This is a genomic window from Streptomyces sp. NBC_00057 (assembly GCF_045041165.1).
Classification (GTDB): domain Bacteria; phylum Actinomycetota; class Actinomycetes; order Streptomycetales; family Streptomycetaceae; genus Streptomyces.
The window spans coordinates 2277298-2302050 of record NZ_CP108256.1; the positions used below are offsets into that span (position 1 = coordinate 2277298).

A 24753-nucleotide genomic window follows, 5' to 3' on the forward strand; every position below is an offset into this window, starting at 1 on the left:
AGCGCCACCAGCGTCTCGCGCTTGTCGGCTTTCGCGCAGGTACGAGGAATGACAGTCCCCCGTAGGCAGGCCGTGCTAGCCAGTCAAACATCGTGATCAACGGCCACCGCAGGGAATGCGGCTTGATCGATTTGACTATGCGTCACAGCGCCTGCCAACGTTCTGCATCTCGGAACAACCGGGAACAACTGGGGGGTTGGCAATGGGACGTCATTACACCGCGTCGAAAAGTCGTTCGCAGGGGCGAGACGGATGGTCAGTGATCTTCCGGCACCCGAGTCGACTTGATCCGGCGACCGGTAAACAGGGGCGGCGTGTCCGACGAGGACTGGGAACGAGCGTCGACGAGGAGGCTGACGCCCTCGTCGACCAACTGAATCAGATCCTTCAGAACGAAGGACTGTGGGAGTCGCAGGCCCGGTCCAAAGCAATCGCGCTGTACGACCAGCGGATCGTCGATGTCTTCTACGACGGGCTCGAAGCCACCCGCACAGACTTCAGAGGACTGCGCGAAGAATTTCTGCCTCTGCCGACCTTGGCTGATGGATACCCCCATGTCCTCCTGTTGGGTACGACGGGTGCCGGGAAAACCACGGCGGTGCGGCAACTGCTCGGCACAGATCCCGGCACCGAGCGTTTCCCGTCCACGTCGACAGCGAAGACCACGGTGGCCGATACCGAGATCATCCCGACGGAGGACGGTCCTTACCAGGCTGCGGTCACCTTCGCCGCTCGAGATGAGGTGATCGATCACCTCACGGACAACGTGTCCTCCGCCGCATTGGCGATCTTCCAGGGGAAGTCGAACAGCGAAGCGCTGAGGCGACTTCTGGATCACGTGAACCAGCGCTTCCGGTTCAGCTACACACTCGGCCGGCCGACGCTGACATCCGATGACGACGACATGCCCGATGACGAGGACGAGACGGACGAGGACGCGACTGCGCTCGAAGCCGACGAACTCGCCGCCATCGACAGTGACGCGACCGCCGCCATGCTCATCACGGCCGTGGCCGAGCTGCGAAGGTTGGTGGCGGAACAGAAGCAGGGTGCCCTTGCGGACCTGCAGCCGCAGGCGGGTGACGACGAGCGTGTCATCGAGGAACTCCTGGAAGAAGTGCTCGACTCCTCGCTCCGCCAGCTGGAGGAGTTCCACACCATCGTCGACAACATGCTCCACGAGATCGAACTCCGTTTCGCACTCCTCACGGAGGGCGAGCTCCGGCGCACGCGTCAGGGGTGGCCGCTCACCTGGACGCTGTCGACCGAGGACCGTGGTGCGTTCCTCAAGTCGGTCACGTGGCTTTCCAGCAACTACGCTCCGCTCTTCGGCCGGTTGCTCACGCCACTCGTCAACGGTATCCGAGTGGGCGGGCCTTTCACTTCCTCGTGGGCAGATGCGCCCCAACGGATGGTCCTCATCGACCTGGAGGGTCTGGGGCATACGCCGAAGTCGGCGTCCACGCTCTCCACCGATCTGGCCAAGCGGCTCGACGAAGTCGATGCCATCCTCCTGGTGGACAATGCCACCGCTCCCATGCAGGCAGCCCCGGCCGCGGCTTTGAAGTCCATCGCCGTTTCGGGGAACACGAGCAAGCTGAGCTTCCTGTTCACCCATTTCGACCGCATGAGAGCCGACAACCTTCCGAGTTTCGCGGACCGGGAGGAGCATGTTCGCGCCTCGGCGGAGAACATGCTCAGCTCCATCGGGGAGGAGCTGGGTACGACAGCAGAGCGGGGAATCCGACGGCGACTGGAACGGCGCTGCTACTTCGTCGGTGGAATGCACAAGCCACTACGTCCCGTCAGCAACAGTGCCAGACGCACCATCAGTCAGCTCGAGGCACTGACACGACAACTCGCCGAGGGTGAGGAATCGGTGCCACTGGGGCCGGCGAAGCCGGTCTTCGACCGGATGGATCTGGCCCTCGCCGTGACCAAAGCGGCGAGCACCTACCGTGCTCGATGGCGTGGGCTTCTCGGTCTCGAGTCGAACTCGAAAGAGCATTGGACGCGGATCAAAGCCCTTTCCAGGCGGCTCGGTGAATGGGGGTGGGACGAGTACGACACACTCAAACCTGTCGCTGAACTCCGCAATGAGCTTCAGGTGCAGATCATGTGGCTGCTTGAGCGTCCCGTGCGCTGGGAGGGGGAACCTCCGACCGGCGAGCAGCGGGACGCGATCGTCGAAGAGATCAGCAGCGCCATCACCAGCAAGATCTACGCTCTGACGGAAAAACGCATCAAAACGGACGTTCAGAGTGCCTGGCTGGATGCCTACTGCCAGCAAGGGAAGGGCTCCACCTTCATTCGGGCGGAGATCATCGACTCCGACGTGCTGGAGCGTGGCGCTCCCATCCCCACCGCCACCCCGTCACGCGATGGGAACGGCCTGCTGCATGCCATGTCCGCTCTTGTGGACCAGGTGATCGAGGAACAGGACCTGTTCCGCTGGAACGGTCATCGATCCTAAATCCCCTCCTGGCTCCCCCGCAGGCCCGTCCCGGTCAGTTCCGGAACGGGCCTGCTTGCTTCCGCTCGACGGCCGTGCAGCCCTGTGATCTTGCACTGCGTCGGCGACGACCAGGGCGGCCACATCGAGCAGCTCGCTACCAGGCGGAATGCACCACCGGTCGAGCCGGAGCACGGCCAGGCGCCGGGCGAGCCTGGCGCCGCGTGGGGAGGAGCTGAATCGCTGGGTGAACGTGTGAGCATCGCGCAGTGGCCGGTTGCTGAGTGCTGCGGGGGTGGCGGAGGTGGTCGTGAAGGCGTTCCGGGCCCGGCCGGCGCAGGAACAGATCGCTGGGCGGGTGCGGTATTCGGTGACGACCGTGGGTTCGATCGAGCAGGGGCGGCGGTTTCCGTCAGCGGAGTTCGTGGACCGGACCGAGGAGGTACTGGACGCGTTCGGGGCTGCGGGGTGCGGCACGGCATCTGTCGCGGCGGCCTGGGCTAGCGAGTTGGTTCCGGTAGTGGGCACGGCTGGAGCAGGAGGCGGTGAGCCTCTACAGGTACGAGTGCCGGCTGGTTCCGGGGCTCTTGCAGACCGAGGCGTACGCGCGGCGGCTGTTCGTCAACCAGTTGCCGCCGTTGGGCCCGGCGGTGGGGTCCTCGATGCGCAACGCCACGGCCTGCCAGTGGCGGTCAGTACGGAGCGCCGCTCGGCGAGGACGGCCAGGCCGAAATCGATGACCTTGGGTCCCTACTCGGCGAGCAGGATGTTCGGCGGCTTCAGGTCGCGGTGCAGCAGTCCCGCCTCGTGAATTGTGCCGAGCCCCTCGGCAAGCAGAGCGCCCAGGTTGGCGGTCTCGGCCAGGGGCAGCGGCTCGTGACCGGTCACGTACGTCCGCAGGTCGCGTCCCGCAACGTATTCGACGGCGAGTCAGGGCCGGTCCGCCTGGGCGTCGGCCGCCACGAACGCGGCGACGCACGGGCCGTACACCAGGATGACGACTCCAAGAGAGTCGCTTTACGGTCCCTTGAAGTTCCCCCACTGAACTGGACAGCCTGATACTGGGACGGTTGGTCCCGGAGGAAGCAGTCCAGATAGTGAGTGGCAAGAGCAACATGGGCAAGCGGTACACAGCCGAGTTCAAGCGGGACGCGATCGCTCTCGTCCGGTCCTCGCCGCATCGGAACGTCACCGAGATCGCCAGGGAACTCGGAGTGAGCCTCGAGGGGCTGCGGGGCTGGGTTAAGCAGGACCGCACCGACCGGGGAGATGGTGCGCCCGGTGCACTGACCACGGCGGAGAAGGAAGAGCTCCAGCGGCTGCGCAGGGAGAACCGGGAACAGCAGCAGACGATCGAGATCTTGAAAAAAGCCGCCTTAGATTCAACCGGTCAGAGCAACAGTGCTGGTTGAGGACGGTTTACGTGGCGAGACTGGGTCGGCCGGGGATGTCGGACGAGATGAAGGCCGACTTGTGGCGGCGGTGGAGGGCCGGGGAATCGATCAGCGTCATCTCAAGGCAGATCGGTAAGCCGCCCGGTTCGGTGTTCACCGTCCTCAAGCACCACGGAGGGATCGCTCCCGGACCCCGCAAAGCGCGCGCCGGAAGCTTGACCATGGGCGAGCGGGAGGAGATCTCACGTGGTCTTTGTGCCGGAGAGTCCTACCGGGCCATCGCCGGCCTCCTGGGGCGTGCAGTGTCGACGATCAGTCGTGAAGTCAGCAACAACGGCGGACGCGACGTCTACCGGGCGATCGCTGCGCAGGAACGGGCACTTGACCGCGCCCGGCGCCCGAAGCAGTGCCTGCTCGCCCGCAGGCCCGCGCTGAGGCAGACGGTGCTGATCCTGCTGAGGGAGGAGTGGTCGCCGGAACAGATCGTCGGCCACCTGCGTCGGCATCACGGTGACGACCCGGGGATGGAGATCAGCCACGAGACGATCTACCGATCGGTCTACACCACCCGCTGGAAAGTGATCCCCCGCGAGCTGTGCGAGCACCTGCGAACTGGCCGCCCGATCCGGAAGAACAAGCGCCACACGGTGAAAGGACAGTGGCGCTCACAGATCACCGATGCCCGACCGATTGAGGAGCGGCCCCAGCCGGCGGCGGACCGCAGCGAGTTCGGGCATCTGGAAGGCGATCTGGTGATCGGCTCGAACAACAGCCAGGTCGCCACGCTGGTCGACCGGAAGTCACGGTTCCTCACGGTCGTGAAACTCGCCAGCCGTCACACCACCGTGGTCGTTCCCGCTCTGGCCGAGACCTACAAACGCATGAACCCCCGACTACGCAGCACGCTGGAGCCCACAAGCGGTTCACCGCCGACACCGGTGTCGACGTGTTCTTCGCAGCCCCGCGCAGCCCCTGGCAACGTGGCACCAACGAGAACACCAACAAGCTGCTCCGGCAGTACCTGCCCAAAGGCACAAACCTGTCGACGTTCAGCCAGGACGACCCCAGGTTCAAGGAGTCGTCGCAACACTTCCGTTTTGTGTTGATTGTAGATGACTGTTGAGGGTCTCGGAGGGTGTTCTCCAGCCAAGGGTTTTGCGGGGGCGGCCGTTGAGGGCGGTGGCGACGGCAGCGAGATCCTCGCGGGTGTGTCTGCTGAGGTCGGTCCCCTTCGGGAACTCGACCGGCTCATCGCCCACACGCTGGAGGAGGTCACCACCCCGCGCGACGCGGGAGCGGGACGGTCCGCCGGCGGCGTGAACGCCCGCGTCCTGGCCGAGAAACTGGACGCCGTCCCCGGGATCGGCCCGGCCACCGCACAGATCATCCTCGCCGAGATCGGCGCGGACATGAGCCGCTTCCCCACCCCCGAACACCTGGTGTCCTGGGCCAAGTTATGCCCCCGCACGATCCAGTCCGGCGCGAAGAACACCACAGGCCCGGCCGGGCAGGGCAACCCCTGGCTCAAGGGCGCCCTCGGCGAGGCCGCGAACGCCGCCGCCCGCACCGACACCTTCCTCGGCGCCCGCTACCGCCGCATCGTCAAACGCCGCGGCCACGCCAAAGCCCTGGTCGCCGTCGCACGATCGATACTCGTCATCACCTGGCACCTGATCAACGACCCGGACGCCTTCTACCAGGAACTCGGCGCCGACTGGCATCAACGCCATCTCAATCCCGCCCGCAAGACCCGCGACCTCGTCCGCCAGCTCCAGGCCCTCGGTCACCAGGTCACCCTCGAACCCGTATCCGCCTGACCAGGCTCGCCTCGACATCCGGCCCGCAAGCGGCCCGGATGCTGCCGCCTGCCCTCACGAACCTCGATTTTCCGATCAGCGTCAACGCGCTCATGGAGTCCACGATCGGCCTGTTCAAGACCGAACTGATCAAGCCCGGGCGCCCCTGGAAGACGCTCTCCCAGGTCGAACTGGCCACCGCCGAATGGATCGACTGGTACTGCCACCGCCGGCTCCACGGTGAGATAGGGCACATCCCGCCCGTCGAATACGAGACCAACTACTACCTCGCAACCACGAAACCCCAGGTCACAACCACAATCTGAGATCTCTACCGAACCCGGGGCGATTCAGCGGGTGCCGAACCGGAAGCGCTGCTCACCGGCGGACGTGGCCTGCTGCTCGTCGCCGCTCTCTCCGACCGGTGGGAATGCGTCCCCCACCCACCCGGCGGCAAGACCGTCCGGGCCGAGTTGTCGGCGCCTTGAACAGTGTGTGGCCACGCCTGGTGGGGCCTTTCGCTCGGACGACAAGACCGGCGACGCGCATCTGCGAAGCCCTCCGAACCCACGACCACCGACAGCCTTCGTCCTGCCCAACTCCGCAGTGGAGTGCGCAGGTTCGGTGCGCCGTCAGGTGACCTGAACCGGTGGGTTCGACACTTCGGGCAGCTACGATCTTCCTCAACGCAGTCGACGGGTCTCAGGAACCCATCCCTTGCGATGGGCCCTCCGGTCCTGACGTCCGGGTGCTGATCACACAGGATGCCAGGGATCGAGCCCTGTGCTTGTCACAGGGTGGCGGAGGGATACAGCGGCCGCCCGTGCAGGGGCGGTGGAACAGCTCAAGGTGAGGCTCGTCGGCTGCGTCTCACCAAGGGGGGACGGGGCGGTTCGATGACGACGGCAGACGACTTCGCGGATCTCAGCCCCGGGGAGTTCCTCCAGGCGGTGGTCAGCGGCTCGATCTACCCGTACATCGAACACCGGATACCCAAGCCTCGCGGCGGACTGCGGACCTTGCACGCCCCCATCCCTCGATTGTCCTGGATGCAGCAGGAGATCCTGACCCGTCTGGGGACTCTTCCAGCCAGGTTCCAACCGCACCCGGCAGCATTCGCCTATCGCGAGGGCCGCTCGGTCGTGGACTGCGCGGCAGTCCATCTGCGGGCCCACACCGTGATCCGCCTGGACGTCGCCGACTTCTTCGGGAGCGTCAGGGAGCGGCATGTCCACGCGGCTCTGAAGGACGCGTGGCCCCGCACGAGAGGACCTGAGTACCGGATCGAACTCGTGGAGGACGACGACGGCTCCCCGGAGATCGGCCTGCGTCGTGTCGGCCGCACCCTGGGCGCCTACACCACGGCCCGGCTGGTCACCGTGTCGCCACCTGGGTCGAACCAGACCTGGATGAACCGTGGCACCGGGCACCGCGACGTGTACCTGGAGGCCACCGGGCAAAGCTTCTCCGTCCGCCGGCCCGCCCTGGTCCACAAGCACACCCGCGAGGGCTTCCTTCCGCAAGGCGCTCCCACCAGCGGGTATCTGTCGAACATCGTCATGCGCGGCGTCGACGAGGTCGTCTCCCACCAGGCCGAGTCCTTGGGGTTGCGCTACACCCGCTACAGCGACGACATGTACTTCTCCAGCCGTGGGCCCGTGCGCCACGACCGCGTGGACCGTCTCGTCACCGAGGTGAAGAAGGCCCTGGAACCGCTGGGCATGAGACTCAACGCGCAGAAGACCTATGTGGCTCGCCCCGGTTCTCGCCGGAGCGTGCTGGGCATCGTCGTCGACGGCCCCACTCCTCGCCTGACGCGCGCGTACAAGCGCCGCATCACCAAGCATGTGCGAGGAGCCGCATCGTTCGGTGTCGTGCAGCACTGTCATCATCAGAAGTTCGGAGATCTGGCCGAGCTGGACGCCCATGTCACCGGGCTGCTGTCGTTCGCGCACATGGTCGAACCCAGCTGGGCCGGAGAACAGCTCGCGGCCTGGAAGCGGCTGCGCGAGATTCCGCTGGAGCACGAAGAAGCGGTGATCGCGCAGTACGGGCTGGATCTTCCGTGGGACGAGGAGGTCGAGGTTTCGCAGGCGGACCTGGCCAAGGCGTCGATCGACGATCTCGTCCGCGGCGCCCAGCGCTATCGCTCGTCCGCCGATTACGTGCAGATGCTCGAGTTCGTCGGACGCTTCAAACGGTACGCCCCGTTCAATGCGATGGTGGTCCACGTCCAGAGGCCGGGCGCGCGTTACGTCCTGTCCTCCTCGGAGTGGAAGTCGAAGTATCGGCGGGTACTCAGACCCGGCGCCCAACCGCTGTTGATCTTCCAGCCCCGGGGGCCCTACATGCTCGTGTACGACGTCGGGGACACAGAAGCCCTGCCGGGAGCCCGGGCGCTGCCCAAGGAGGTCACCGCCCCTGTGTCGGTGTCATCGCGGGCCGGTGAGAAGGAAGTCGCCGAGGTCTGGCACCACACGGAGTCGAACCTGGCGCCCCTGGGAATCCGGCTGACCTTGGTCGACCACGCGGCCTCCTCCTGCGGGCGCACGTACCCGAGCAGGTCCGGCGGTTTCGTCGGGCGTCCTGGCAGCAGGCCCGGGGATCGACCGGAGACGTACCCGACGCTGTTCGAGATCGAGGTCAACCGGAATCTGTCCCTGCTGGACCGGTACGCCACGCTGGCCCACGAGCTCGGGCACCTGTTCTGCGGACACCTCAGCGCAGGTCCTGGGGAGACCTGGCCCGACCGTCGGTTGCGGCCCCGCTCGGACGAGGAACGCGCCACGGCCCGTGCCCGCAACGAGGTCGAGGCCGAGTCCATCGCCTACATGGTCCTCAGGCGGCTGGAGCCGGATGTCCAGATGGGCGACTACATCACCGGACACCTCGGCCCCGACCAGCAGGTCCCCGACAGCGTCGCCCTCAACCTCACGTTCAAGGCCGCCGGCCTGATCATCGAGATGGGGAGGAAACGCGTCCCTGCCACCAGGCTCCAGAAATCGAAGAAGTGATCAGGGTACCCACCCTGCATGCGTCGGACCTCTGCGAGTTCGGTCTCGGACGTCGGATCATCCATCCACTCGCCGCCGGTAGTGTCAGATCTGCCGCAGCAGCAGAGCCTCCATGCCCGGTGGGACTCGAGGTCCGCATCAGGAACGGTCTCCCGGCCGAGCCCTGATGGTCCATGAGAACAGCAGAATCTCCTGCCTGCCGTTCCCTCAGACACGCATCCCCAGCTTCAGGGCGGCTTCGCGGGCCTTCTCGTCGGCCATGGCGATGAGTCGCTTCCGGCCGCCGTGGGTCTGGAAGTCCGCCTGCGACTTGGCCAGGAGGACTTCCGCCCGCTCCGTCAGTTTGTGCGCTGCGTTCAGTGTCTTGATGCGGTCCTTGGTATACCGGTTGGACGGCAGCGCGTGAACCACACTTGTCTGCGCACGGACGCTAGTGATCAGGCGGCGCACGGTCTGGCGCTGGGCCTCCAGCTCAGCGGCGCGCTGGATCGCGCGCGAGTTCGGGGACTGCCCGCCCCCGGCAGCCACTTGACTCCAGCTGGGCGTCGTCCGGCTCCACCCGGCGGTCCGGTCCTGGCGTGCAGACAGCCGAGACGCTGCCGCGTTCACTGGAGTGATGTGGCCGAGCTCCAGGAGGGAGAACAGCGCGACCCCCCTCTCGTCCGCGAACTTCAGGGCACTGGCCGTATAGCCGCCGGACGCGTAGAACAGCAGGTGATGGTGCGCGTCCGCCACCCCCCGCAGTTCTCGGATGGGGCCGACACCGATCGGCTGACTGTAGTGCTTCACCTGCGCAATGGCATCGTGGGCGATCACGTCGATACCCCCGTCCGCGCCGGAACCTGTCACCTGTGCCTCGGCGAAGCCGATACTGCGCATGTGGTCGACGGCGGCGAACTCGGCGTCCTGCCATGTGCGGATGGTTCTCGCGCGGAACACCCTCTCCTGTGAGCCGGTGCATTCCTTCGCATGCGGAGGTGTGGATGCCCGGCCGGGATTCCCCGGGTGTGCTCGGGGAATCCCGGAGGCGTCGCTGTCGCCCTGCGCGAGGTACGGAGGAGTGCCCGGGCCGTCGTCATCGCCAGGCCGACCGGCGTCGATCAAAGCACGGGCCACCACCGGCGAAAGGGGCTTGAGCTCCATCACCCCCTCTGGGCCGTCGAGCACGACCGCCTCGCCGAACCGCGACTGACTCCCACTCCCCAGGACGGTGAGGGGACGGCGCAGTTCCATGTGTTCCACCTTGAAGGTGCCCCGCCACAGGAGGAGACGCTGACCGGTCAGCGCGCCGTGGAACCGGAGAGTGGTGAACAGCGACTCGACGCGCTCACCGGGCGCCAGATGCGTCAGTAACTGCTCGGCCTGTGGTGAGTTGCCTACCCAGCCGCTGCCGCGGACAGCAGCGGAGGTACGTGGGTCGCTGCGGAGACTTGACACCATGCCATCTTGCATCAACTCATCCGAGCAAGGCGAGGGTTCCGGTGCGCAACCTAGTTCCCGATGCGGAGTGCACCATGAATTCAGCTAATTCTCACGCCAGTTCTCGACCCCAACCCGGTCGTCACCGGGTACGCCAGCCTCTGCCTGCCGCTCCTGAGTCCCAGTGAGGTCCTGGCCCGCCTGCCCTGGACGACCACCATCCTGCGCGCTGTGGATCGAGACGGCCTTCGATCACGACAACGCCTTCAGTACCCTGCGCGGCACCCACCACGGTCCCGGGCCGGCTGCCCGCCGCTACTGATCGGCGTTTGGGGCGACAGCGCCCTGCGCGCATTGCCGAACACACCGATAGGTCTACGCCGGCAACGCGGGGAACACGACCACCGAGCCGTCCTTGTCGCGGGCAATCTCAATCGCCACGTCTGTCGTACGGCTGTTGACTGTGACGCCACGGCCCAGCTGGTGAATCCGGTGCGCCGCGCTCATGAGGCGATCCACTTCACCGGTCGTGAAGACGGGCGCACGCAAGCCGCTCGGGCGTGCCAGCTCCAGTGCCGACAGGCGTACCAGGACACCGGCGATGCTCGACTCCATTTCATCGAGGCGCTGCTGATCGCGCTTGAGTTCGCGGGTGAAGTTCTCGAACGGATTGCCGTCGTTGCTCTGTGCGTGCTCGACGGCCTGGAGGACGACTACCCGCCGCTTCAGCGCGATGGCCAGGGAAGCGAGTTCGAGGTGGGTGCGGAACGTACCGCCATGGTCATCGACGCCGGGGAACGCCTTGGTCAGCGTGCCGAGTTCGACGGCCTCGCCCTCGCGCAGTCCGTCGAGCGCGCCTTGCCACCGGGTAAGGCGGCCGTCGGCCTTGCTCAGCGCCGTGTCGATGGCATGCACCGCCGAGTCGAGTCCCAGGGAGACACCGAGCTTGCCCTGGTCGAGCAGGATGGCCGTGGCTTTGTCGATAGCGCCACGGCAGCCGTCGAGTGTGCTGCGCTCGTCGTCGAGCTTCTCCTCCTGAAGTCGCTCAAGCAGTTCCGTGATGTGTTCGATGGCCTGTTGGCGCCTGCGGTCGGCGTGCGCGCTCACTCCCACCGCCACGGCCATGAGCACGAGCGGAGCGGCCACGGTGAGCGCCGTGCCGCCGGCGGCCGCGGCACCGGCGGTCGCACCGGCCCCGCCGACCGTGCCCGCCGCTGCCGCGCCTCCGACCGGCACGAATCTTGCTTTGGAAGCGATCCTGCCCGTCGAATTCACGAGCTCACCGTAGATGCCGCCGACCGCCCCCTTCGGCACCATCGGGCGGACGATGCCCTGCCCAAACTGGGCGGCGACCTTCGCCGGGACCACCATGCAATACAGATTCTCGCCGGAAGCGGTCGCTCTGGCCGCCGTAAGGGAACTTCGCGTCGATTGCGTGATGAACTGTGACAGATGCTGCGCCAGGGGACTCGCGGCGTCGAGCGGGATGCCACGGCCTCGGTCGATCTTGTCGGGCAGCGGATGTACCTCAAGTGTGACGATCGGCTCGTCGGCCAGAGCGGCCAGCACTCCGCGCAGTTCAGCCAGGCGTTCAGCTGTCATCGACTCGCCCGCGGTCAATCCCGGCACTCGGACGTCAGCGGTCGCCAGCGTCCACACCGGCACGGTCGTCTTGCGGTCGTCAGTCATCGTCTCCCCCTTGTTCTCCGACAGCAGCCTACGTCTGACATCGAATGCGGAGCGATCCCATCACCGCGAATCCGCCAATCCGTCCAACCCCTCCAGATGACGGGGCAACCGGCTCCCCTGCCAGCCCAGCACCGGCCGCTGCCGGGCGCGGGTGATCACGACGTAGTACGCCATGCGCAGGGTCGCCGCCGTGGGGTCGGTGGCGGAGTCGGATTCCGTGTCGGCGATGACGACGGTGTCGAAGTCGAGGCCCTTGGTGCTGGCGCGGTGGACGAGGACGACGCCGGGGCGGGCGAGGTCGAGGTCGCGATAGCGGCCGGACGAGGCCTCCGAGCTGTAGAGCTGGGGTTCGTGGGCGAGGCCGGCGCGTTCCAGGAGCCGCATCAAGTCGGCAGCCAGGCGCATGGTGTTGACGATGACACCGATACGGTCCCGCGGGTGCCGGGCCGCCAGACCGGCGATGTCGTCGGCCAGGTCCTTGGTATCGGAATAGTGACGGACCACGGGCAGCATCCCGCTGCGGAAGGGGATTTCGGGTCGAGTGCCGCCTATGCGGAAGTGTTCGGCGAGGGAGGCGATCTCGCGGCTGTTGCGGTGGTTTCCCGCGATCTCAACGCGTCCCGTGGAGCGGCCGAGAGCGTCGGTGATCTCGTTGAGGGTGGAGTTCGTCTCCGTGAGGCGCTGACACTCGTCGGCGAAGACCGTGACGGAGACGGCGGCGATACGGACCAGCCGGTAGAAGCCGGGCGACAGGTCCTGGCCTTCGTCGACGACAAGATGGGGCATGGTCCCGTCGTATGTGCCGAGCGTCCCGGCGGCCTGGCCGGTGAGGGCCGTCCAGTCGAACCAGCCGTCCTGGGTACGCGGTGCGCCGTAGCCTAAGTGGCGCATGACCCAGCCGTGGACGGTGGCGGCCTCGACGGGGGCGCTCGGGACCGTTAGGCCCTGGAGCGTGTCCCGCACGAGCTGGCGCAGGAGGTTGGAGCGGGACAGCAGCAGGGCGGGCCGGCCGGTGAGGGCGAGGTGGACGGCGCGGTGTGCGGCGAGCAGGCTCTTTGGCAGGTCACCGCGCTCGCTGGTCTCTTCCGCGACATCTGACCGACGGCTTCCAGGACGCCGTCGCACCCGCCTGACCTGCGCGAATGCGGGCCGGTAGGGGTGCGGCGGCACCTCTGGGACTTTTCTGGGACACGGCCGGACGAGCGCCGGCTTCGCTGCCTCGGCGCCCTGGTGGGCACGGTGGTCACTGCCGCCCGACCGCCTGCGCTACCGGCCCGCCGCCCGCACCGCCCACGCAGCGCCCCCGTTGAACGGCCTCTGCGCCGTACCAGGGCGAGCGGCTGCCGGGCAGTCACCGCACCGGCTCAGGAGACCTTCACCACGAAGCGCTGGCCGACCCGGGCGAAGGCCGGTGTGCGGGTGCCGGGTGCCGGGATGAACGAGATGGAACCGGCCAGCACGTTCCGCTCCGAGATGGAGCTGAATCCGCCCGCCCCCGACAGCACCAGGTCGCCCTCGTCCAGATCGGCCCAACTCCCGTCCGGTTGCCGTTCCGCGTAGGCGTAGCCCAGGTGCTCGGTGCCCCTGTGCACGGTGATCCGGTACCCGTCCGACTCGTACCGGCCGACGCAGTCGGACAGTTCCAGATCGAAGCTCCGGTCGGTGTGCACCAGGCCCTTGCCGGTGAGTGAACGCAGCAGGTCCTCGTAGAGTCCGAAGACCGGATAGGCGTTGGCCAGCAGCAGGAGGAACGACTTCTCCTCAGGGAAGATCTGAATGAAGTTGTGGTGTCCGCTGCCGTTGGAGTTGAACCCGAACGCGGAGGGACCGAACATCAGCCACCCCAGCCCCCAGGCGTGCATGAAGTGATGCCCGGGGACGTCGACCTGCGGGGTGCGCATCTGCCGGGCGAGTTCCTCCGACAGCAGGCGTTCGCCCTGCGCCGTGACACCGTCGTTCAGCGCCAGCAGAGCGATCTGTGCCAGTTCACCGATGGTCAGGCAGATGGAGAACGGACCGGCCGCGTCGTCGGCGACGGTCTGCGGCACCGGGTCGTGCCGCAGGTAGGCCTGCGCCTTGTCGTTCCAGAGGTGACCGCCGGAGACCGAGTCGCCGTAGTGGCCGTCCTCGGCGAGCGTCTCGGGTATCTCCTCGATGCCGAGCGGGACGAACAACAGTTCGTTCACGGCCCTGCGCCACGGCATACCCAGGAGCTTCCCGATCAGCGCGGCGACGATGGAGGTGCCGCACGCGGAGTAGGCGAAGACCGTGCCGGGCTCGAAGAGCTGCCCGTACGCGCCGAAGGCGGTGACGTACTTCTCGAGGTCGTCGAAGTCGGTTTCGTGCCAGACCTCGTAGGAGTCGTCGATGCCGCTGGTGTGCGACAGCAACTGACGCAGCGTCACCTTCACGGTACGACCGTCCCGGCGCCGGAACGCCTGCGGCAGATGCCCGTCGAGCGGCTCGTCCAGCCCGAGGAGGCCACGGTCGACGAGTCGCAGGGCCACGAACGCCAGGAGGGCCTTGGTAACGCAGGTGATCCGCTGGCGCGACTGGGCGGAGCGCGATATGCGCTGCTCCGCGTCGTCGAAGCCGTAGTGGGTGAAGCCGAGTTCGCCGTCGATGTACACGGCCGCACTGGCGCCCGGGACTCCGTGTCCGCGGGCGGATTCCCACAGTGTCTCGGCGACGGCGCGCAGCCGTGCCTCCGTGCTGGAGCCGATGGCTGCCGTGGCCCGCTCGCGCTTGTCGCGGATCATGCGGACCTGCTCCGTCACTGTCCGGTTCCGGTAGAGCTCGGCCACTTTGACGACTACGCCGAACTCCTCGCCGAGCCGGGCCGCCAGCAGCGTGGCCAGCAGGGAGTGCCCGCCGACGGAGAAGAAGTCAAGGTCGGAGCCCAGCTGCTCCAGCCCCAGCAGCCGTGACCACACCCGGGCGACGGCCACCTGGTCGGCGCCGTCCGGCGGGGAGCCCGCCGCGCTGCCCTCCGCCCAGTCGACGCGCCGGACCAGGAGGGTCTTCCGGTCGACCTTGCCGTTGGGCAGCAGCGGCAACGCCTCGTCGAACACGATCTTCGCGGGCTGCATGTAGTGCGGCAGCCTGCGGCCCAGGCGGTCCCGGAGGCGTGCGACGTCGGCCTCGTCGCCGGCCTGGCCGACGTAGCAGACGAGGCGGGCGCCGTCCTCGGCCGCGACGGCCAGCACGGCGACGTCGCGCAGACCGACGACCTCCCGCACCACGGACTCGATCTCACCGAGCTCGATCCGGAAGCCGCGCACCTTCACCTGGTTGTCCCGCCGGCCCAGGAAGTACAGTTCCCCGTCCTCGGTCCACCGGGCGAGGTCTCCCGTCCGGTACAGGGTCGCGGCGGGCAGGCCCGCAGGACTCGCGACGAAGACCTCCGCGGTGCGGTCCGGGTCGCCGGCGTACCCCTGGGACACGCCCGCGCCCGCCAGGTGGAGTTCGCCGACGGCGCCTCGCGGGACGAGTTGCCCGTGGGCATCGAGGAGGTATGCCGCGGTGTTGTGGATCGGCACGCCGATCGTGGGGTTGTCCGCCACCGGTCCGGTGAAACATTTCCACGTCGAGTACGTGGTGTCCTCCGAGGGACCGTAGAGGTTGTAGAGACGCTGGACCCGTGTGCTGTCGAACGCGGAGTTGACGAGTTCCTTGGGCAGGGGTTCACCGGCGACGTTCAGCACGCCGGTGCAGGCCGGCACGGCGTCCCGCTGGAGCAGCACCCGCAGCGCGCTCGGAACCGTGTTGACCAGGCTGGGGTTCAGGCCGGGGGACTCCGCCAACGCGAGGACGTTGTCGACGACGACCACGCAGCCGCCCATGGTGAGCGGGACCCACAGCTCGAAGACCGACAGGTCGAAGTTGAGCGAGGTGGAGAACAGGACCCGGGAGACGTCCTCGGTGCGGTAGGTGTCCCAGGCCCAGGCCAGCAGCGCGACCACGTTGTGGTGACTGATGACCACGCCCTTGGGCGAGCCGGTCGAGCCGGAGGTGTAGATCAGATGGGTGGCGTCCTGCGGACCGGCAGCTGGGGGCACCCCGCCGGCGTCTTCGCCGCGGGCCTTCTCCAGCAGCGTCTGCCACGTCACCGGCAGGACGTCGACACCGTCGAGCCAGTCCGGGGTGTCCTCGCCGGTGGTGACCACCGCGGACATGGCTGCCGTGGCGGCGATCGCGCGGAGCCTTTCGGCGGGGTATGCGGGGTCGAGGGGCACGTAGGCGCAGCCAGCCTTGTGGATGCCGAGCAGCAGGGTGACCGTGTGCTGGGTGCGTCCGGTCGACACTCCGACCCGGCTCCCCGGGGCGATGCCCAGCCCGCCCAGGACGCGGGCGATCCGGTTCGCCCGCGCGTCGAGCTCCGCGTAGGTGAGGATTTCGCCGTTCCAGTCCACGGCGGGTGCCTGAGGAGTGCGGGCCGCCTGCGCCTCGACCAGCGCGTGCAGGGAGCTCTCCCGGGGGTACGGGCGTTCGGTGGCGTTGACCTCGCGGAGCAGGTAGCGCGTCTCCTCGTCCGAGAGCAGGCGCAGCTGCCGTACCGGGGAGCCGGGCCGCGCGGCGGCGTCCAGGAACAGCGTGTGGAGGTTGGCGGCCATCCGGGAGACGAAGGACTCGGTGAACCTCGCGGGGTCGTAGTGGAACGTGCACCGCGCGCCGTCGGCCGCCGGCACCGCCTCCAGCAGAAGATGGAATCCCAGGACGTCCTCCGGCGCGACGGCGCCGGCGACTGCAGCGCGCAGCCCGCTGTCCGGGACGGCGACGCCGGAGCCCGCCGCCTCCGCCGTCAGCGCGGCGGCCAGGTCCGCGACGGTGCCGGCGTCCTCGATGCGGGACCGCAGCACCACTGGCCGGGCGGGGACCTTGGTGGTCCGGGCCGGGAAGTAGGTCAGGGCGAGATCGTCCTGACCGCTGTAGCGGTGGAGCAGCACGGCGAAGACAGCGCGGACCAGCGCGGGGAACCGGTCGACCGGGCCGGACAGCGCGATGTCCCAGGAGAAGGAGTCACGGGGTGTCCCCTCGTCGGGAGCGGCCGCGTCCCGGACCGGGAATTGCAGGGCGGGCGCCGGCTCGGCGAGCTTGTCCACGGGGTCTTCTCCTTGTCGTGAGGCACTGTTCCGATCCGGGGGATCGAAGCGGGTTCAACCGGATGCCGGCACGGCGGCTTCCTTGCTGCGCCGGGCCCAGGCAACGACCGGCGACATCGCCGCCCCCACCACGGCGAAGCCGATCGCCATGACGAGCCAGCCGAGGGTCCCGTGCTCGATCGCCAACCAGGTGAGCAGCGCGGGCGCGATCATCTTGCCGATGTCGGCGCCCATGAACGAAGTCCCCTGGTACTGCCCCTGGGCGTAAGCGGGAGCGAGCCCGAACGAGATGCCCCAACTGCCCGCCGCCTGCCGCACCTCGCCGAGGACGTGCGCGAGGGCCCCCAGCAGCAGCAGTACCGACGCGGTGACCGCGGAGGCGCCCTCGGTCAGGGAGAACACGACGCAGGCGGCGGCGACGCACAGGGCTCCGCCGCGGGCCGCCCGCGCGGCGGCCTCCGGTTCGTCGGTGCCGCGCGAGGCCCGTACCTGCAGCACCACCACGAGCACGGTGTTGAGCAGCATGATCGCCGCGATCACCCAGCGCGGCGCGCCGGTGCGGTGCAGCACCCACAGCGGCAGCACCACCTCGAGCAGCATGTTGTGCATGGACAGCAGGCCGTCCAGCACCACGAAGGTGAGGAAGGGACGGTCGCGGAGCACCACCAGTGCCGGGCCCGGCCGGGGAGGCTGCGGGGGCACGGTGGGCAGCCGCAGCGTCAGCAGGCCGCTGGCCAGGTAGGCCAGCGACACGACGACGACGGCGGCCCGATAGGCCGTGGTGCTGCCGACGGCGAGCAGCACGCCCGCCGCCCCGGCGCCGGCCGTCGCACTGACGTTGCTCACCGTCCGCATGTACGCCCGCGCGGACACCCGCTCCTCCGGCGGGGCGAGCCCGGCGATCATCGCCAGACGGGCGCTGCGACTGGCGCTGTAGGCCACCGCCTGGGTGCAGACCACCACCAGGTAGGAGGGATAGCCCGAGACCAGGAGCAGCGCGGCCGACAGCGGGCCCATCGCGGTAAGGGACCAGATCTGCAGGCGGCGCGGCCCGATCCGGTCCGCCAGGTGACCGCTGGGCGTGCTCAGGAGCAGCGCCACTCCGGCGGCGAGCCCGACGCCGACGCCGAACTGCGATGCGGACAGGTGCAGAACGGTGGTCGAGTAGACGGCGTTGAGGGCCATCCACAGCCCTTGTCCCAGCGTGAGGACCAGGACGATACCGAGGAAGGTCCGCACGTGTCCGTGCACGGGAAGGACGCGGTTGAGCATGGTGCCGGCGCTCATTCCTCGAAGCCGGACTCGGCGAGGATCCGGTCGATGCGCGAGCGGTGCGCCTCCTGCCAGGCGTCGAGCGACTGCTCCGCCTCCTTGGCCAGCTTCGCCTTGGCCTGGAGCAGTACTTCCTCCTGACGCGCGCCGGGGACGACGACGACGCCTTCCTCGTCGGCCACCACGACATCACCGGCCTCGACCCGTACGCCACCGCACCGCACCGGCTCGTTGAGCGGCCGGACGGCCTTCTTGCTCCCCGGGAAGGGGATGACTCCCCTTGCGTAGACGGGGAAGCCTGCCTCGCGCACCTCGGCGAGGTCGCGGATCAGTCCGTCGGCCACGAACGCCACGACCCCGCGCCGCTGGGCCACAGCGCAGACGTTACCGCCGGCCAGCGCGTAGTCCAGGTCACCGGACTCCACCACGATGACCGAGCCGGGCTCGGCCCGGTGGATCGCCGCGTGCAGCATCAGGTTGTCCCCGGGCGGGCACTGCACGGTGAACGCGGGGCCCGCGACGCGGGGCATGGAGGGCCACAGCGGGCGGATGGTGATGTCCATGACCTGCTCGCGTCCCAGGATGTCGGCGAGGGTGGTCGTCGGGATGTCCGCGAAGGGGGTGGTGCTGCTCATCTGCTTCTCCTGTGTGGGGTGTGCCCGGGCTTTCCGGGGGTGAGCCTAGGGCCTGTTCTGAGTTGTCCCGTGGGGGAAGGAGCGGCGTTCGGTGCGTGCGATCGGCGTGCCGGACGAAGGCCCTGGTAGCGGAGCTGCTCGGGCGTTCGGCCGGTGCGGCGAGCGTGCGTGCCGGGCGTCGCGACGCCACGGGCCAACTCAGAACAGGCCCTAGGTGCGCTTCGAGGTTCCCGGGTGCGCTACCAGTGGACGACCGAGTCCTTCACCGGGCTGCAGGGGTGGCGGTCCCAGGTGGAGCCGCCGTCCGAGGTCGACAGCACAGTCCCCTCGTCGCCGACGACCCATGCCTCTCGCGCCGAGGTGAGCTGCACGGCCCACAGCGACATCCCGGTACCGGTCGAGTCGGCCCGCCACGTGGCACCCCCGTCCCGGGACGTGAGGACGGTGTCGCTGCGTCCCACCGCGAGGGCCGTTTCGCCGTCCGCCGAGAAGGCGACGGCGTTGAGGTTCTGCATCGTGTCGGCGTTGCGGCGCTGCCACGTGCGGCCGCCGTCCCGGGTGCTCAGGACCGTGCCGCGGTCGCCGACGACCCAGCAGGTCCGGCTGTCGGCGGCGTACACACCGAACAGGTCGTCCGGGGTGCCCCCGTCCTGCAGGTCCCAGGTGTCCCCGCCGTCGCGCGTGTGCAGGATCGTGCCGCCGAGGCCCACGGCCCAACCGGTCAGCGCGTCGGCGAAGTCCAGCCCCCACAGCACGTCGCCCGTGGGGGTGGGCTGGGTCAACCAGGTCGCCCCGCCGTCCCGAGTGGCGATGATCGTGCCGTGATCGCCCGCGGCCCATCCGGTGCCGGCGTCCGGACGTACGCATACCGCCAGCAGGTCCTTGATGGTCCCGCTGCGCTGCGGCCGCCAGGAGGCGCCGGCGTCGTCGGTGACCAGGACGACGCCGCCCCGGCCCACCGCCCAGGCCGCCTCGGGCGAGGCCGCGGCGAGGGTATAGAGGTTCGCCGTGGTGCGGCTCGGCTGCGGGGCCCAGGTGCCCGCTTCGCGGGAGGCGAGGACGGTGCCCCCGTCACCGACCACCCAGCCCCGCCGCGCCTCGGGGAGGATGCGGACGCCGTACAGGTTCTTGCCGGTGCCGGCCACCTGTCGGGTCCACGACGTGCCGCCGTCCTGGGTGGCCAGGACCAGGCTGCCGTCGCCGACGACGTGCGCGTGCTTGCCGTCGGCGGCGGCCCACACGCTCTTGAGGTTTGTGGACGTCCCGGTCTCCTGGGCCTTCCACACCTCGCCGCCGTCGTCGGTGACGAGCACCGTGCCGAGGTCTCCGACCGCCCAGCCCCGATCTCCCGACGGGGTGAAGGCGACGGACCACAGGGCCGCGCCGGTGCCGCTGTCCCGCGGCGACCAGGTGGCGCCGCCGTCGTGGGTGACGAGCAAGGTGCCGGCGCGTCCGACCGCGCAGGCGCTGTCGTCGTCGACGGCGTGGACATACGTCAGGTTGGCTTTCACCGGCGCGTCCTGAGGCTGCCAGCTCGTGCCGCCGTCCGCCGTGGCCAGCACCGTGCCCCCGGCGCCCACCAGCCAACCCCGACGCCCACCCGGCCCGAAATGCACACCGAACAGATCCACGTCCACGGACACATCCCGACGCTGCCAACTCGCACCGCCATCCGCCGTGGCCAGCACCGTGCCCCCGGCGCCCACCAGCCAACCCCGACGCCCACCCGGCCCGAAATGCACACCGAACAGATCCACGTCCACGGACACATCCCGACGCTGCCAACTCGCACCGCCATCCGCCGTGCTCAGCACCGTGCCCCCGGCGCCCACGGCCCAGCCGTGCCGTTCGTCGTCCAGGACATGCGCCGCCCAGAGGAGTTGACCGGCTTCCACGCAGGCCCGCCAGGCGGTTCCGCCGTCGACAGTGGTCAGGATGGTGCCGTCCTGACCGACCGCCCACCGGGTGGAACCCGCGCCATGGACGCCCACCAAGTCCTTGTATGTGCCGTTGAGTTGCGGAACCCAGGTCCGGCCGGCGTCCGCGGAGGCGAGGATCAGACCGTCGTCCCCGGCGGCCCACCCGTGCCGTGTGTCGGCGGTGAAGGCGAGGGTCACCACGTCCTTGGGCGTGCCGCTGTCCAGGTGCGACCAGGTACGGCCCCCGTCGTCCGAGCCAAGTACCAGGCCGTCGTCCCCCGAGGCCCGGACGGTGCGCCCGTCGGGTGATGCCCACACCCCGTAGACATCGAGGGCGGTCACCCCGTCCGCCGCGCCCCAGTGAACGCCGCCGTCCGTCGTCGACAGCAGGGTGCCCGAACGTCCCACGGCCCAGCACAGCTCGGCGGAGACCGCGAAGACGCCCTTCAGGTCGGCCTTCGTGGCGCCGGAGCGGTCCGTCCAGGTCGTTCCGCCGTCGGTGGTGACGAGGACGCGGCCGTGCTTGCCCACCACCCATGCCACCCGGTCGTCCACCGCACAGCAGCGGGTGAAGTGGGTCTTCTCCGTCGGGCTCTGCGACTGCCAGGTCAGCCCGCCGTCCGACGAGGCGAGGATCGTACCGCCGTCACCGACAGCCCACCCGGTCCGCCCGGATGGAGCGAACGAGATCCCGTAGAGGTTGCGTGTGGTGCCGACGGCGCACGGCTCCCAGCGGGCGCCGCCGTCGATGGTCCTGAGCAGGGTGCCGTCACGCCCGGCGGCCCAGCCTCTGCCGGTGTCGGCGAAGGACACCGCCCGGAGGTCCTTCGCGGTGTCCCCCTGGGACATCCAGGTGGCCCCTCCGTCGTGGGTGGCGAGGATCATCCCGCCGTCGCCGACGACCCAGCCGGTGGTCCGGTCGATGAGGCAGACGCCTTGTAGGTTTACACTCCGCGGGGCAACATGCCACTGCGTCATACCGCGTTTCTCCTCGTGTCAGCCCGCTGCGGCGATGCGCCCGGGTTCCTCTGTGTCCTTGGCACCCTTGCGCAGGCTCCAGGCGACGACCGCCGGCATCGCCGTTCCCAGCAGCGCGAACGCGGCGGCCAGGACGATCCAGCCGGTGGCCCCGTGCTCGAGCACCAGCCAAACGAAGATCGCAGGGGCGATCATCCTGCCGAGGTCGATCCCCATGGCGTGGGTGCCCTGGTACTGCCCCTGGGCGTCGTCGGAAGCGAGGCTGAAGGCCACTCCCCAGCTCCCCGCCGACTGCCGGATCTCGCCGAGGGCGTGGATCACGGCGCCCACCAGGAGGAGCAGACACGTGGTCAGCGTCCCGGTACCGCTGCTCAGAGCGAACACGGCGCAGGCGCCCGTGACAAAACCCGCGCCCTGGAGACTGGCCTTCGCCGCCGCCGCCGGCGCGTCCGCCCCCCGGGCGACCCTGGTCTGGAGGGCCACCACGAGGACGGTGTTGAGGATGAGGATGACGGCGCTCATCCACCGGGGCGCACCGGTGTGGTGCAGTACCCACAGCGGCATTACCACGTCGAGCAGCAAGGCGTGCGTGGTCAGCAGCCCGTCGAGGGCGGTGAACAGCAGGAACGGCCGGTCACGCAGCACCGAGAAGGCGAATCCGGGCTTGGCCGGGACGGGCGGAACATGCTGCTCCTTCAGCGTGAGCAGGCCGGTGACGAGGAAGCAAGCAGCGGTGAACAGCACGGCGCCCTGATAGGCCGGCCGGGTGCCGACCGCGAGCACGAGCCCCGCCATGCCCGCGCCGATCGAGACGCTCGCATTGCTGGCTGCCCGCACGTAGGCGAGGAGACGCACCCGGTCCGCGGCGGGGATGAGCGCCGCGATCATCGCCTTTCGGGCGCTGCGGCCCGCCCGGTACGCGACGGCCTGAACGGCCGTCACCACGAGGTAGGACACGAAACTGTCCACGAACACCAGGGCCACCGTCAGCGGCGTCGCCACCACGTACGACCACATCTGCACCTCGCGAGGGCCCGCCCGGTCGGCGAGGTGCCCGAGGGGCGTGCTGCACATGAGCACGAGTGCGGCCGCGGTACTCACACTGATGCCCAGTTGTGTCGGCGTCAGGTGGAGCATCTCGACCGCGTAGACCGCGTTGATGGCCATCCACAGCCCCTGCCCCAACGTCAGCACCATGGTGATGACGGTGATGAGCCTGGCGGGGCCGGGCGGGGGAAGGAAGCGTGTGAGCATTCCGGGCGTCTCCTCGCTCTTATCTGTGACGAGGTTAGGTCAAGGCCCGGGATCGACCGCGCTTGCGAGCACAAAGCGGCATTACCGCGAAAATCCAGTTCCGCCTCTTGCGCTTTGGGCACCGAGATTTTCCCGGTTAAGAGGCAGTGCGCACGTAATCGTTCCACCGGACCGGGGCGGGGTTAGCGTCTGGCCACGTACAGCCGACAGGCAGATCGCGCCGCAATCCCGCTACTTAAGGCCGGAACGACATGACCACCGCACTCGACCACCGCTTGGGCAGCGGCCTCCTCCATCACGCGGCCCTCCTCCCCGACCACGTGGCCCTGACCGCCCAGGGCCGTGACGTCACCTACGCGGAGGCCGCCGACACCGCACGCCGCTGGGCCACGCTGCTGGTCGAGGCGGTCGGCCGCCGGCCGCGGCGCGTGGCGGTCTTCGCACAGCGCAGCGTGACCTCCTACCTCGGGGTGGCCGCCTCGCTGCTCGCGGGCGCGGCGTTCGTACCGCTCAACCGGAAGTTTCCGCGGGAGCGCACCCTGACCATGCTGGAGCGCGCCGAGGCGGACGCGGTACTGGCCGACGCCGCGTCGCTCCCCCAACTCCCCGAGCTGTTGCGGAGCCTGCCGCGCCGGCCGGTCATCCTCCTGCCCGACACCCTGCGGGCCGACGCCCCCGACCTCGGTGACGCGCGCGTCCTGGACGCGACCGACCTGGCGGCGGCGACCACGCTGGAGCGGTTCCCCGAGGTGTCGCCCCAGGACCCGGCGTACCTGCTGTTCACCTCGGGCAGCACCGGCGCACCCAAGGGGGTGCCGGTCACCCACGCCAATGTGCGGGCGTTCCTCGACGCCAACCAGGACCGCTACGCGCTGACCCCCGACGACCGGCTCACCCAGACCTTCGAGCAGACCTTCGACCTGTCGGTGTTCGACCTCTTCATGGCCTGGGAGCACGGGGCGCGGGTCTGCGCGATGGATCCGCTGGAGCTCCTCGCCCCGTTCAAGTACCTCGAGCGCAACCAGATCACCGTCTGGTTCTCTGTGCCGTCCGTCGCTGCGGTGCTGCGCCGGCGCGGGGTGCTGAAGCCGGGGACGATGCCCACCCTGCGCTGGAGTCTTTTCTGCGGTGAGGCGCTGTCCCGCGCGGCCGCCGAGGACTGGCAGGCCGCGGCCCCGCACTCGGTGGTGGAGAACCTCTACGGGCCGACCGAACTCACCATCGCGTGCACGGTCCACCGCTGGGATCCGCGGACGAGTCCGGCCCAGTGCGTCCACGACAACGTGCCGATCGGCCGGCCGTACCCCGGGCTGCATCCCCTGGTGGTGGACGAGGAACTCGTCCCGGTCCCGGACGGCGGGACCGGCGAGCTGTGCATGGCCGGACCGCAGACCACTCCGGGTTACTGGCGGGCCTCGGAGCTCACCGCGGAGCGCTACTTCGAGCGCGACGACCGGACGTACTACCGCACCGGGGACCTCGTACGTCTGCAGGACGGTGAGTTCGTCTGTCTCGGGCGCAACGACCAGCAGGTCAAGATCGGCGGCCACCGTGTCGAGTTGGGCGAGATCGAGGCCGTCCTGCGCCGGGCCGGGGCGGCCGAGGCCGTGTGCCTGCTGTGGCCCGACACCCAGACGGTCACCGCGGTGGTGTCCGGAACGGACGACCCGGACGCTCTGAGTGACGCCTGCGCGGCGGGCCTGCCCGCCTACATGGCGCCGAGGTCCGTCCACGTGGTGGACGCCATGCCGGTGAACCCCAACGGCAAGGTGGACCGCCAGGCCCTGCACCAACTGCTGGACGAACGGTCCGGCAACAACTGACGCGCG

The 24753-nt window shown here is 68.9% G+C and carries 15 protein-coding genes and 3 pseudogenes; 8 read left to right on the top strand and 10 right to left on the bottom strand.

What is annotated here, in order from left to right; all coding sequences use genetic code 11:
- Positions 1-115 precede the first annotated feature (115 nt).
- Together OG953_RS10775 and OG953_RS10780 are read left to right on the top strand one after the other, a co-directional pair.
- Positions 116-2473 carry a hypothetical protein gene (locus OG953_RS10775; RefSeq protein ID WP_405683770.1) on the top strand — a complete coding sequence of 786 codons (2358 nt, stop codon included), beginning with the start codon at positions 116-118 and terminating at the stop codon, positions 2471-2473.
- 256 nt (positions 2474-2729) lie between these two features.
- Positions 2730-3096, top strand: a pseudogene (locus OG953_RS10780) (Scr1 family TA system antitoxin-like transcriptional regulator); the annotation flags it as partial.
- Positions 3097-3202: 106 nt separating this feature from the next.
- On the opposite strand, the pseudogene OG953_RS10785 reads toward OG953_RS10780, so the two are convergent.
- Positions 3203-3370 (bottom strand): annotated as a pseudogene (locus OG953_RS10785) (protein kinase domain-containing protein); the annotation flags it as partial.
- Between the two features lie 152 nt (positions 3371-3522).
- On the opposite strand from OG953_RS10785, the gene OG953_RS10790 reads away from it, so the two are divergent.
- Entirely contained in the window at positions 3523-3864 is a 342-nt protein-coding gene (locus OG953_RS10790; RefSeq protein WP_405683772.1) for a transposase, read from the top strand.
- Between the two features lie 35 nt (positions 3865-3899).
- Positions 3900-4952: an IS30 family transposase gene (locus OG953_RS10795; RefSeq protein WP_405683774.1), complete on the top strand. Its 1053-nt coding sequence runs from the start codon at positions 3900-3902 to the stop codon at positions 4950-4952.
- Here the strand turns inward: OG953_RS10795 and OG953_RS10800 are convergent.
- Positions 4917-5084, bottom strand: a pseudogene (locus OG953_RS10800) (IS30 family transposase); the annotation flags it as partial. The gene OG953_RS10795 and the pseudogene OG953_RS10800 sit on opposite strands and share 36 nt — an antisense overlap.
- Before the next feature lie 78 nt (positions 5085-5162).
- Between OG953_RS10800 and OG953_RS10805 the strand changes: the two are divergent.
- The 3 genes from OG953_RS10805 (at position 5163) to OG953_RS10815 (ending at position 8656) form a co-directional block, all read left to right on the top strand.
- The gene (locus OG953_RS10805) at positions 5163-5663 is read left to right on the top strand and encodes a transposase (protein WP_405683775.1); all 501 of its coding nucleotides are present in this window, start codon (positions 5163-5165) and stop codon (positions 5661-5663) included.
- A 38-nt stretch (positions 5664-5701) separates the two neighbouring features.
- Complete coding sequence (locus OG953_RS10810; protein ID WP_388737025.1) at positions 5702-5968, top strand: integrase core domain-containing protein; 267 nt, start codon at positions 5702-5704, stop codon at positions 5966-5968.
- A 570-nt stretch (positions 5969-6538) separates the two neighbouring features.
- Positions 6539-8656 carry an RNA-directed DNA polymerase gene (locus OG953_RS10815; RefSeq protein WP_405683777.1) on the top strand — a complete coding sequence of 706 codons (2118 nt, stop codon included), beginning with the start codon at positions 6539-6541 and terminating at the stop codon, positions 8654-8656.
- Between the two features lie 207 nt (positions 8657-8863).
- Here the strand turns inward: OG953_RS10815 and OG953_RS10820 are convergent, their stop codons facing one another.
- The 8 genes from OG953_RS10820 to OG953_RS10855 all read right to left on the bottom strand — a co-directional run bounded on the left by OG953_RS10820 (position 8864) and on the right by OG953_RS10855 (position 22924).
- A complete protein-coding gene (locus tag OG953_RS10820; RefSeq protein WP_405683779.1) occupies positions 8864-10096 on the bottom strand; it encodes a restriction endonuclease in 1233 nt (410 codons plus the stop codon).
- A 354-nt stretch (positions 10097-10450) separates the two neighbouring features.
- Complete coding sequence (locus OG953_RS10825) at positions 10451-11764, bottom strand: hypothetical protein (protein ID WP_405683780.1); 1314 nt, start codon at positions 11762-11764, stop codon at positions 10451-10453.
- A 60-nt stretch (positions 11765-11824) separates the two neighbouring features.
- The gene (locus OG953_RS10830) at positions 11825-12934 is read right to left on the bottom strand and encodes a hypothetical protein (protein ID WP_405683781.1); all 1110 of its coding nucleotides are present in this window, start codon (positions 12932-12934) and stop codon (positions 11825-11827) included.
- Between the two features lie 194 nt (positions 12935-13128).
- Entirely contained in the window at positions 13129-16866 is a 3738-nt protein-coding gene (locus OG953_RS10835) for an amino acid adenylation domain-containing protein (RefSeq protein ID WP_405683783.1), read from the bottom strand.
- A gap of 54 nt (positions 16867-16920) precedes the next feature.
- Positions 16921-18153 carry an MFS transporter gene (locus OG953_RS10840; protein WP_405683785.1) on the bottom strand — a complete coding sequence of 411 codons (1233 nt, stop codon included), beginning with the start codon at positions 18151-18153 and terminating at the stop codon, positions 16921-16923.
- Positions 18150-18773, bottom strand: coding sequence for an RraA family protein (locus OG953_RS10845; protein ID WP_405683787.1), 624 nt, complete (start codon positions 18771-18773; stop codon positions 18150-18152). Before OG953_RS10845 ends, OG953_RS10840 begins: the two co-directional genes overlap by 4 nt.
- Before the next feature lie 239 nt (positions 18774-19012).
- Positions 19013-21670: a YCF48-related protein gene (locus tag OG953_RS10850; protein ID WP_405683788.1), complete on the bottom strand. Its 2658-nt coding sequence runs from the start codon at positions 21668-21670 to the stop codon at positions 19013-19015.
- Positions 21671-21688: 18 nt separating this feature from the next.
- Positions 21689-22924, bottom strand: a complete 1236-nt coding sequence (locus OG953_RS10855; protein WP_405683789.1) for an MFS transporter — start codon at positions 22922-22924, stop codon at positions 21689-21691.
- 251 nt (positions 22925-23175) lie between these two features.
- On the opposite strand from OG953_RS10855, the gene OG953_RS10860 reads away from it, so the two are divergent.
- Positions 23176-24747, top strand: a complete 1572-nt coding sequence (locus tag OG953_RS10860) for an amino acid adenylation domain-containing protein (RefSeq protein WP_405683791.1) — start codon at positions 23176-23178, stop codon at positions 24745-24747.
- Positions 24748-24753: the final 6 nt, after the last annotated feature.